Origin of the sequence: Anoxybacillus pushchinoensis (assembly GCF_900111795.1) — a bacterium.
Taxonomy (GTDB): Bacteria; Bacillota; Bacilli; order Bacillales; family Anoxybacillaceae; genus Anoxybacillus; species Anoxybacillus pushchinoensis.
The window spans coordinates 24,098-35,120 of record NZ_FOJQ01000025.1; the positions used below are offsets into that span (position 1 = coordinate 24,098).

Below are 11,023 nucleotides of genomic sequence, written 5' to 3' on the forward strand. Positions count from 1 at the left end.
ATGATTCTATTAAATTATAACAAAACGATATATATGTTTTGCCATGAAAATGTAAAAAAATTATTTTTTGTTTAAATTGTATGTCATTCCAATATCGTCACGATTTTTGTCTATTCACGTCGTTTTTCGCGCGATACAATGGAAGTAGGAGGAGGGATGTTGTGAAAAAGTGGCTTTGGTTATGTATCGTTTGTTTTTTATTTTCCGTCCGTGTGCAAGCGAGTGAGAAAGAGGAATGGATTATTCAAGTTCGCAACGAGTCGGATATGAAATATATCAATGCTGATGTGCTAGATGTGATTGGAACGTTTGCGAAAGTGATGATGACAGAAGAAGAGCGTGAACACGTCTCGCACCTGCCGTTTGTTGTTCGAATAGAAAAAAACGATCGCAAGCGTGCCGCGACAAATGATCCGTTATTTGTTGAACAATGGTCGCTTCCTGTCATTCGTTGGACATTCCCTTCGCTCACTTCGACAAATCACTTCATCGGCAAGCTGATGAATGTTGACGGACAGATGGAGACATATCGCGGCGAAGCAGTCAATGGTGAACATATCGTGTTTACAATGGGGGAGGAGCGTGTGACGAGAATATCTGTAACTCTCGATCATGTGGAAGGGCCGTGGCGGTTAGAAGTGAAAGATAGTAACGGAGAGATATTAGGAGAAAACGAAGGAGAACTTCAACGGCTAGATGTGCTTATCCCTCGCTTCTCGTCTACGATTCATTTGCATGTGATCGCATCCGATTGGCAACAGGCGCCGCGCATCATACAAATGAAGGCGGTTAATCACGTCGTCGTTGCCGTCATTGATTCAGGTATTGTGCTTCATGAAGATTTTGGCGATCACATTTTATATAGTTTAAGTGTTGATTATGCAGAAAAAAAACGTTATGCGGAAGATACGTTTGGTCACGGAACGCATGTAACGGGCATTTTAGCTGCGGTAGGGAATAATGGAAAAGGAATTACTGGGCTTCTTGGAGATGCTCCGATTGATATTTTGCCAATTAAAGTGTTAGATCGTTACGGCGTAGGCGGTGATTTTGAAATTGCGAAAGGGGTAAAATATGCGCTCGATCACGGTGCTTCTGTCATCAATTTAAGTTTAGCTGGACAAGGTGAGACGGAAGTGCTCCGCTCGATCATTGCAGAAGCGGTGAAACGAGGTGTGCATGTCGTTGCGGCAGCTGGCAATAGCCATATGGCAACAACAAACGTTTACCCTGCTAGCTATCCAGGGGTGATTACTGTAGCAGCGATTAATCGGCAACAAGCTCCTCTTTCTATTTCAAACTACGGTTGGGAAGTAGATGTTAGCGCTCCGGGAGATTTTTTATGGAGCACTTATATATCTGGCTATCGTACGATGCGCGGCACGTCGATGGCGACGCCGCACGTGTCCGCTCTGTTAGCTGTACTGCGTGCGACATACCCGGAAGAAGATGCGCTTCAACTTCGCAAACGTTTATGGAAAACAGCAAAAGATGTGCATTGGAGAGGATATGATATATATACAGGATATGGAATTATCCGATGGCAAGAGGCAATCGCTTCATCCACCCCATCGGGTCTTGACTGGTTTAATGTGCAGCCGGGGCAGCCGCTAAAAAGGAATGAGACGTATGTACTTGGTGTGTCTCCTCAGTTTATCGGTATGAACGGTCATATGTTTGTGAACGGAAAGCTCGTGCATTCGTTTCTTGTCGATCAGGACATGATGTCGTTTCGCTTGTTTGATCTGGCGCAACAACAAGGCGATATCGCCGTCGTGATCACGGACGATCAAAAGCGGGTTGTCGCCTCTGACGTTCGCCTCGTCCCGATTCGTATGACATCGTTTTCCGATGTGAACAAAACGCATTGGGCGTATGATGCGATTACACAAGCAAAGCAACGAGGAATGATACGTGGATATCCGGACGGTACGTTTCGTCCACACGTTTCTCTCACTCGTCGGCAAAGTATCATTATGCTTTATCGTCTGCTTAGTTGGGAGGCGCCGTCTGTATTGCGCTCTCCTTTTAGTGACGTGCCGCTCACATCAACAGATGCGCTAGCGGTCGTGACAGCTGCAGAAAAAGGAGTGGTAAAAGGAAGTGGGGGACGCGCACGTTTAGATGAACCGTTGACGCGTGGACAGCTTGCCCTATTGCTTACGCGTGCGTTGCAACTTGACAATGAGCCAATTCGTTCTGTTTATCCATTCCAAGACGTGACGCAACGAGATGTGTGGCTTGCCGTGCAATTGTTAGCGGAACGAGGATTAATTGCAAAACATGCTTTTTTCCGTCCGAATGATCCAGTCACGAGAGCAGAAATGTGTGCCATACTTATCCGTGCTGCTGAACTTATTCAACAAAAATCGACAAAATCAGCATAAAAAAAGCCCCGCCACTTCCAATTGGCGGGGAGGCTGACTTAGCAACCAAAACCTTATCGCATAAGTAAGTATAGCCGTTTTTTAAAAAAAAAACACTACAAAAATAATAACTTTGCTGTATAATTTTGTCGCTTTATGTCGTTATTTGTCGAAAAAGATTGAGGGATTTGTCGAATAGAAAAATGTGCATTATCGGGTATGGAAAAGGTTAGAATTGTTTGTTATGCTTAAGAATAGAAAAATGTCGAAAGGGAGAAGAACATGCTGGGGAAACGTCACGTGTATTGTCTTTTCATCGTTTTTCTTGCTTTTTTTTCTGTTGTGCCATATAGTTGGGCAAATACGGAAACGAATCAAGGAGGACGATTTGTCGATGTCGGAACGAACCATTGGGCGAAAAATGAAATTGATTTTTTAGTGAATGAGCGGATTATTGACGGTTATCAAGTTGGACAAGCGTTCGAGTTTCGACCGAGACAAGCGGTCACGCGGGCAGAGGCAGCAAAAATGATCGTCAGCGCTCTTGGCCAAACGGAGTGGAAAGAAGGAACGCTATCGTTTCAAGATATTCCTTCAAATCATTGGGCGCGCGGCTGGATTGCACGCGCAGTGCAAATGGGTATTATGGGCGGAGACGGGACGGCGAATTTTCGTCCGAACGCCGGATTGTCCCGTGCAGAAATGAGCATCGTGTTAGTCAATGCTTTTTCTTTGCCGAGCAAAGGGGCTGCTGTTGAATCTGCTGCGGTGTTTAAAGACACAGCAGGACATTGGGCGTTAGCGCATATTAATCGTTTATATTACCACGGCATCACGAACGGAAGGGACGGTCAATTTTTCCCGAGAGATGCCATTTCACGCGCAGAATTTGCTACGTTGTTAGCGCGAACGATTAACGATCAATTCCGCTTGCCGCTACCGGATTTAATTGAGCAAGGGAAAACGAATATTCAAGGTATAGTGACGACTGCAACTCTCAACGTCCGACAAACGCCGTCTGCGACAGGAACGCTTGTCGGAACTTTGAGAAAAGGACAAGTTGTCGATGTGTACGATATAAATGGGTATTGGGCAAAAATCGTTTACAATGGTCAATTTGCTTACGTGCATAAAACGTATGTAAAATTGCGAAATGTAGCAGGCTCTCCAGTAAAAGGGCGCATTATCGTTGTCGATGCAGGACATGGTGGAAGAGACCCTGGTGCAGTTGGTGGTGGGGCGAGCGAGAAAACGATCGTGCTTGAAGTGGCGAAATTATTAAAAGAGAAGCTTGAAAAAGCGGGAGCAACGGTCGTTATGACGCGCGAAACAGACGTGTATCCGACGTTACAGGAACGCGTCGACATGGCGAAAAACAATTATGCGGAAATGTTTGTCAGCATTCATACGAATGCAGCGACGAACACAAGTGCGAAAGGTGCTGAAGTATATTACGATTCATCGACAAATCCAAACAGTGAAGAAAGCAGAAAGTTAGCCCAATATATTCAAGAAGAAATTGTGCGCATGGCAAATATGGTGGACCGCGGGGTGAAAAATAGAGGATTATACGTTTTACGCAACAACACGGTGACAAGTGTGCTCGTGGAGTTAGGATTTATTTCAAATGCTGAAGACCGCGCCAAATTGACATCGGCTGAATATCAAAACATATATGCAGAAGCGATTTATCAAGGAATTGTGAAATACTATACGTCACAATAACGGAGGGAATGTTTTGAAAAGATGGATTGTTTTCATTAGTTTGCTTTTCCTTGCGGCATGCGAGCAAGAGCATGCCGGAGCAAGTGGGGAGCAGGAAATTGCGACGGCGCCATGGACGGAGCAGCAGCTAGCGGATACAAATAGCCGTATGAATCAAATCGATGACAAAATGAAACAATTGGAGCAGGAGTTAGCTAAAATAAAAGTAGCTGCCGATTCTCCGCAAGTGTTTAAAGATGTACCGATTGATCATTGGGCGTATGTTCATGTTGTTCGTTTATATCGTCAAAATATTGTTGGCGGTGTCGGAAACGGCTTGTTTGCACCTAATCAGGCAATTACGCGCGCGCAAGCTGCCGCAATGCTCGTTCGAGCGTTTCAATTGCCATTATCAACAAAACCGTCTATTTTTACGGATGTGCCAAACTCTCACCCGTTTGCTCGCGAAATTATGACAGCGTACGAGGCAGGCTTTTTCGGAGGGTACCCAAACAATCGCTTTGCACCGAAAGAATCGATGAAACGAAAGCATATGGCAATGGTTATTCAACGGGCCTTTCGATTACAAGCCACATCCGCACCGTATGCAGGGTATAAAGATGTAAACGAAAGAACGCAAGGAGCGTTAGAAATTCGTATCATTTCCCAACATGGTATCGCACAAGGGAGCAACGGATACTTTTTCCCAGAACAACCAACGACTCGTGCCCATTTTGCGACATTTATGGACCGAGCGCTGCAAATCAAATAGGCTGTGCATATGCACAGCCTATTTGATTTTTTTCACTTCAATGCCTTTATAATAATGTTTCAAAATTTGATCGTATGTGAACCCTCTTTCAGCCATAGAGCGGGCACCCCATTGGCTCATGCCGAGTCGATGCCCCCAGCCATTGCCTGTGAACGTAAATTCCGTTGGAGCGGTCGGATAGTACATCGTTTCGTTTTCTGTCCGAATCGAAGCATTTCCTGTTGCGATCGTCGTTTGTCCGCTAGTTGTTTGAAGCGCATAGCCAGCGATGTGATCAACTGTCTGCTCGGATCCGTCTGCTCGTTTGACTTTGACGTTTGCATTTCCTTTTACATCAAAGGCAATACTTTTTAGTGAGACGCCAAAAAACGAACGAAACGCATCAGATGACGACACGAATGAAGGGCGAGCTTGAACGACTCGCTTTTGCCCTGTTGCAGCATTGTACACTGTTGCTTCCACTTGTTGAACGCTTCCGGCATTCGTTCTTTGTGTAACGCGAAGGGATACGACTTGTTCGTTTGTTAACTTAAATCTTGATGATACAGTGCTTGTCGCAACTTTTGTATTCCATCCGTAGTGTGGGTTGCTTGGATGGCGATCGTACGGATCGGCAACGGAACGGATGTAAGGAACGGCTGATCTCCATACGTTCTCGCTATTTTCCGTATTTCCACCAGAGCTTGAGTGAAAATAAGCAGAAATCGGTTCATTTTGGTATGTCGCATATACACCGGCTGTTTCATTTACTGCCGCAGTAGAAGCAGCTTGTTCTTTCGACTTCCCGCCATATACTTGGCTCGCTACTGTCATTTGTAAAAACGACGTATTTTTTAATTGGGCATACGCATAGCTACGCGCTGCGACCGCTTGTGCTTTTAGCGCCTCTTTATGCCAAGAAGCAGGCATTTCTCCAGGGACGACCCCTTTTAAATAATCTTCCATATCTAACGTATTAAATAAGTTTGGTGCTGTCGCCCCAGGAGTGATCTCGAATGAACCGCGATATGTAACGGGTGCAGACGTGCCTCCTGCTTGTTGAATGCTGCTGATAGTGACGTCATGTTGTTCGCCTCTTGTTACTTCATCTAATAAAAAGCCGCTTGTTGACGTATACGAAACGCCATTAATTGTCGCGACGACTGCTCCGTTCGTTTGTGAAAAGACGATCGGATTTGTAAACGGGATGACTTGTTTCGTTTTTATATCGATCAGTTGATAGTTCCCATTCACCGTTGCTAAAAACGTTGCAGTCGGCAATAGTTTTACTTTTACAGGTGTTGGGTACGAAGCGGCGGCGACCGTCTGTGGAACGAGCAACAACATACTAAACGCAAAACATATCCAGCGAGCGATTTTCATATTTATTTCGCCGCCTCTAATTGTCGTTTTAGCTTTTCGACTTCTTGTTCGAGCTGTTGCACCCGCTGTTCTAGCTTTGTTACTCGTTCATTTAACGGATTGATTTTTGCTAGTACCCATTCCACACTTGCAAGTACAGGTTCGCTGTTCGCTAACGCTTTTGATGCAGATACAGTCAGCATCGCAGCAAGCAACATGACGGCAATCGTTTTTTTTCTCACTTTTTTCTCCTCCCTTATTCTATCTATCTCCCATTATAGCAAATGATTTCAACAAAAAGGGTGAAAATGCAACAAAATTCTAGTTTTCTATTTTCTATTTGTCGATTTTAAAATTTATGGTATAATGTCTGATAGGTTTGCGAAAAGAGATGGTAGAAAGTGTTACTTTTTAAGCAATAATTGATCGAAAAATCGGGAATGCTAACAAATAGGGAGGTTTCCTATGGTTTATTTCACCTTGTTTCTGTGCTTTATCGTAGCTGTGCTTATTACGCCTGCTGTGAAGTGGTTGGCGTTTCGGATCGGAGCAACAGATAAACCAAATCAGCGCAAAGTACATCAAAAAATTATGCCACGTTTAGGTGGACTAGCTATTTTTATTAGCTTTATCGTCGGTTACGTTGTATTGCAACCGGATAGCCCATACGCCACCCCGATTGTGATCGGGGCGACGATCATCGTGTTGACAGGTGTGCTTGATGATATGTATGAGTTGTCGCCGAAATGGAAGCTATTCGGTCAAATAGTGGCGGCGATCGTCGTCATATACGGTGGCATTCGCATTGACTTCATTAACTTGCCGTTCGGTGGATATTTAGACTTTGGTTTGTTGAGCATTCCGATTACGATGCTTTGGATTATCGGCATTACAAACGCGATTAATTTAATTGACGGTTTAGACGGACTTGCGGCAGGAGTGTCTTCAATCGCCCTTGTCACAATTGCCGGAATGGCGGCGACGATGGGCAATACGTACGCATTCGTTTTTGCGATGAGCTTATTATTGCTCGGAAGTACGCTCGGCTTCCTTTTATATAATTTCCATCCAGCGAAAATTTTTATGGGTGATACAGGAGCGTTGTTTTTAGGCTATATGATTTCCGTTTTGTCGCTCCTCGGTTTTAAAAACGTTACGGTGTTTTCGTTAATTATCCCGATTCTCATTTTAGGGGTGCCAATTTCGGACACGCTGTTTGCTATTGTGAGACGTATTGTAAACAAGCAGCCGTTATCAGCGCCAGATAAATCGCATTTGCACCATTGTTTATTACGTCTCGGTTATAGTCATCGCCAAACAGTGCTCATCATTTACGGCATGGCGGCGATGTTCGGTTTAGCGGCCGTTTTATTATCTAAGGCGACGATGTTTGGCGCGCTCGTCGTGATCGCATTCGTCTTGCTTGTCGTTGAACTTGTTGTTGAGAAAATCGGGCTTGTCGGCAAAGACTATCGCCCGTTGCTGAAAATGGTTCGAGGCATGAAAAAAATATCGTAAAAAAAGAGGGTGTCGCGCGGACACCCTCTTTTTTTACTGCTCTTGAGCAAATTGCTCCGTTCTCGCTTGGTAAGATGATACGTCGAGATGAGTTTTCAACGTCTGTTTAATTTCATCGACTGCTGCTTCGTCGAGACGGTAATAATATACCCCACTAATACGTGCGTCTTCTCCTTTGAGTTGGAGCGTTTCGATGTTCGCTCCTGCATCTTTCGTTGCGTAAGCGAAGAAACCTTTCATTTCTTCAAACGTTAAGTTTGTTGTCATATTTTTGCCGACCGCTTCCATGATATCATCAAACTTAGTTAACGATTTTATGCTCATCGCTTTTTTGAAAATGGCTTTCATCAGCTCTTGTTGGCGTTTGCCGCGCTCGATGTCGTTGTCGTATTTACGTGTTCTCGCAAGCGCTAACGCTTCTTCACCATTTAATGTTTGTAAGCCTGGTTTTAAGTGAATCGCATTTTTGCGATCGTTGGAGTCCATCTCACGAATTTCATAAGGGACATCAAATTCAATGCCGCCAAGTTCATCAACAACATCGACAAACGCTTCAAAGTTCATTTTGACGTAATAGTCCACTGGAATATCAAGCAATTCTTCGACTGTTTCTACCGTTGCTTTTACGCCACCGTAAGCGTGGGCGTGCGTAATTTTATCGTATTTTTTTTCAATTGGAATGTACACGTATGAATCGCGCGGAATGCTAAGCAATTTGACTGTCCTATCTTTGACGTTAAATGTCGCTAGCACAAGCGCGTCGGAACGAACGGCCCCCATTCCTTTTTTTTGGCGGATGTTGCTGTCATCGACACCGATAAATAAAACGGAGATGTTATCCGAATTTGGATCGACTTCCTTCATTCGTTTCTCCGATTTTTCGCGACCGTCAATTTGTTCAAACGATTGTTGAATGACAGACTGCGCTTTATTGAAGAGAAATGTCGCATATGCCCCTCCGCCAATGAGGAGAAGAAGCAATGGAAGCAATACGAACGTCCATATTTTTTTTCGCTTTTTCCTTTTTTTCATATATACTCGCCTATTTTGCATAGTCGTTCCCCTTTTTCAAAAGTTCAACAAATATCGACATGTAAACAATCATCATTTTACAAAATTTTTATGCAGTCGTAAATGAAAAAATTTTATTGCGCGACATCAAACTCGACATATACGTGTTCTCCTTCAGAAATCGCGCTCTTTCCGTTTGTTAATTCGATCATCCATGCGCGGAATTCGTCTTTATGCCTTTCCTCGACGTACGTATCAATCGTCACGTGTTCGGCGTAGTGAATGTCTTTTACCGTATAAACAGACGCGCGCAACTCGTTCTCCACTTTCCCAAGCCATGTATAATCGATCGTTGTATGCATGATGCGCATAAGCTTACGTTCGACGATGCCTGCCGCTTTCAGTCCTTCCGTCACCGCCTTGCCATAGGCGCGCACAAGACCGCCAGCGCCGAGTTTAATGCCTCCGAAATATCGCGTCACGACAACGACTGTATCTTTCAACTTTTTCTTTTTTAACACTTCTAGCATCGGAACACCTGCCGTGCCGCTCGGTTCGCCGTCATCGTTTGCTTTTTGAATATGGTCGTGTTCCCCAATGATATACGCGGAACAGTTATGCGTCGCATCCCAATGTTTTTTCTTGATTTGATGGATAAAGCGCACAGCTTCTTCTTCCGTTGTCGCGCGTTCGACATAACAAATGAAGCGCGATTTTTCAATGATGATTTCCGCTTCACCGTATCCTTTTACCGTATAGTATGCCTCTAACAAAACGAAATCACCTCAATGTTTATTTGGAATGTTGTGTGCATGTTGTCGAAAAATGCTGATGGAAATCGTCAAAACATGCTATAATAAAAATTATAAGGCGAGATGTGACATGGTCAACTACCCACCACTTAAAGCCTAACGACTTTTGAAGTGGGGGCTTGTAAAAAGCCCTAGTTGACTACCCCAAGTCTTTCGAGGACTACGTTGGAAGGGTCATGACACCTACGAATGCTCCTCTAGTTCGTAGCCACTGTCGTTGATGGTTAAAAGTCCTGATGGGTAGGGACGGTGCTGTCAACATCACAAGCCCTCCCAACATGGGGGAAGAGGAAGAACACTCCGAGAAAGGAGGTACACGCCTTGTTCGTGTACGTGATCAATAAGCATGGCAATCCATTGATGCCGTGCTCACCAAGAAAAGCAAGGATATTGTTAAAAAACAAAAAAGCAAAAGTAGTAAAAAGAACACCGTTCACGATTCAACTACTATACGGTAGTAGCGGATACAAGCAACCGATTTCTCTAGGTGTAGACACAGGAACAAAACATGTTGGGCTATCCGCTACCACAAAAAATCAGGTGCTTTTAGAAGCAGAAGTACAATTGCGTACGGATATTCAAGAATTGTTAGCAACGAGGAGGCAATTTCGCAGAAGTCGGAGAAATCGAAACACAAGATATCGAAAAGCCCGATTTTTGAATCGTAAGAAGCCAAACGGCTGGTTAGCCCCTTCGACTCAGCATAAAGTGGATAGTCATATCAAATTAGTAAAATGGGTACATTCGCTGCTTCCGATTACCCATATCACCGTTGAAGTGGCACAATTTGATACTCAAAAGATAAAGAATCCTGATATTCAAGGTGCAGCATATCAACAAGGAGAGCAATTGGGCTTTTGGAACGTAAGGGAGTATGTATTGTATCGAGACGGTCATACATGCCAATGGTGCAAAGGAAAATCAAAAGACCCTGTACTGAATGTCCATCATATTGAAAGCAGAAAGACGGGTGGCGATTCCCCGAGTAATCTCATGACACTGTGCAAAACTTGCCACGATATGATTCATCGAGAGGGATTAGAACACGAAATACAGCGGAGATTCTCTTCGTTGAAAGACGCTTCCCACATGACAGTGATGCGTTGGTTTATCTGGAATGGACTAAAGAAAGTGTATCCGCATGCAAATATCACATATGGGTATATCACCAAGTGTATTCGCATTGCTAATGGACTGCCTAAGTCTCATATGGTGGATGCTCGTTGTATTAGTGGAAATCCACTAGCTAAGCCGAGTGGCACGGTTTATCTTCTAAAATTCGTTCGCAAAAACAACCGTCAATTGCATAAGGCAACCATCTTGAAAGGTGGAAAACGAAAATCAAACAAAGCTCCACGATTTGTCAAAGGGTTTCAACTGTTTGACAAGGTGGTGTACGAAGGGAAAGAATGTTTTATATTTGGCAGAAGAAGCAGCGGTTATTTTGACCTTCGGCTGTTAGATGGCACAAAAGTGCATGCTTCAGCAAGCTGGAAAAA

9 protein-coding genes are annotated in these 11,023 nt (G+C 44.1%); 5 read left to right on the top strand and 4 right to left on the bottom strand.

Annotated features, from left to right (window positions below):
* The first annotated feature begins 161 nt into the window (after positions 1-161).
* The 3 genes from BM213_RS08275 (at position 162) to BM213_RS08285 (ending at position 4,842) form a co-directional block, all read left to right on the top strand.
* Positions 162-2,387, top strand: coding sequence for a S8 family peptidase (locus BM213_RS08275; protein ID WP_091702920.1), 2,226 nt, complete (start codon positions 162-164; stop codon positions 2,385-2,387).
* Between the two features lie 279 nt (positions 2,388-2,666).
* Positions 2,667-4,091: an N-acetylmuramoyl-L-alanine amidase gene (locus tag BM213_RS08280; RefSeq protein WP_244149224.1), complete on the top strand. Its 1,425-nt coding sequence runs from the start codon at positions 2,667-2,669 to the stop codon at positions 4,089-4,091.
* Between the two features lie 13 nt (positions 4,092-4,104).
* Entirely contained in the window at positions 4,105-4,842 is a 738-nt protein-coding gene (locus BM213_RS08285) for an S-layer homology domain-containing protein (RefSeq protein ID WP_208601891.1), read from the top strand.
* 18 nt (positions 4,843-4,860) lie between these two features.
* On the opposite strand, the gene BM213_RS08290 is transcribed toward BM213_RS08285, so the two are convergent.
* Positions 4,861-6,204: a SpoIID/LytB domain-containing protein gene (locus BM213_RS08290; protein ID WP_208601892.1), complete on the bottom strand. Its 1,344-nt coding sequence runs from the start codon at positions 6,202-6,204 to the stop codon at positions 4,861-4,863.
* A gap of 2 nt (positions 6,205-6,206) precedes the next feature.
* Entirely contained in the window at positions 6,207-6,425 is a 219-nt protein-coding gene (locus tag BM213_RS08295; protein WP_004892712.1) for a hypothetical protein, read from the bottom strand.
* Between the two features lie 223 nt (positions 6,426-6,648).
* On the opposite strand from BM213_RS08295, the gene BM213_RS08300 reads away from it, so the two are divergent.
* A complete protein-coding gene (locus tag BM213_RS08300) occupies positions 6,649-7,701 on the top strand; it encodes a glycosyltransferase family 4 protein (RefSeq protein ID WP_091702929.1) in 1,053 nt (350 codons plus the stop codon).
* 33 nt (positions 7,702-7,734) lie between these two features.
* Here BM213_RS08300 and BM213_RS08305 read toward each other — a convergent pair whose 3' ends face one another.
* Complete coding sequence (locus BM213_RS08305) at positions 7,735-8,754, bottom strand: LCP family protein (protein WP_091702932.1); 1,020 nt, start codon at positions 8,752-8,754, stop codon at positions 7,735-7,737.
* Positions 8,755-8,846: 92 nt separating this feature from the next.
* Positions 8,847-9,485: a YigZ family protein gene (locus tag BM213_RS08310; protein WP_091702935.1), complete on the bottom strand. Its 639-nt coding sequence runs from the start codon at positions 9,483-9,485 to the stop codon at positions 8,847-8,849.
* A gap of 366 nt (positions 9,486-9,851) precedes the next feature.
* On the opposite strand from BM213_RS08310, the gene iscB reads away from it, so the two are divergent.
* On the top strand, positions 9,852-11,023 hold a 1,172-nt coding region (gene iscB / locus BM213_RS08315), incomplete at its 3' end, for an RNA-guided endonuclease IscB (RefSeq protein WP_244149225.1).

Coding starts and splice junctions, on each gene's coding strand:
- BM213_RS08290 (WP_208601892.1), bottom strand. CDS start 6,204: ATGAAAATCGCTCGCTGGATATGTTTTGCGTTTAGTATGTTGTTGCTC.
- BM213_RS08300 (WP_091702929.1), top strand. CDS start 6,649: ATGGTTTATTTCACCTTGTTTCTGTGCTTTATCGTAGCTGTGCTTATT.
- BM213_RS08305 (WP_091702932.1), bottom strand. CDS start 8,754: ATGCAAAATAGGCGAGTATATATGAAAAAAAGGAAAAAGCGAAAAAAA.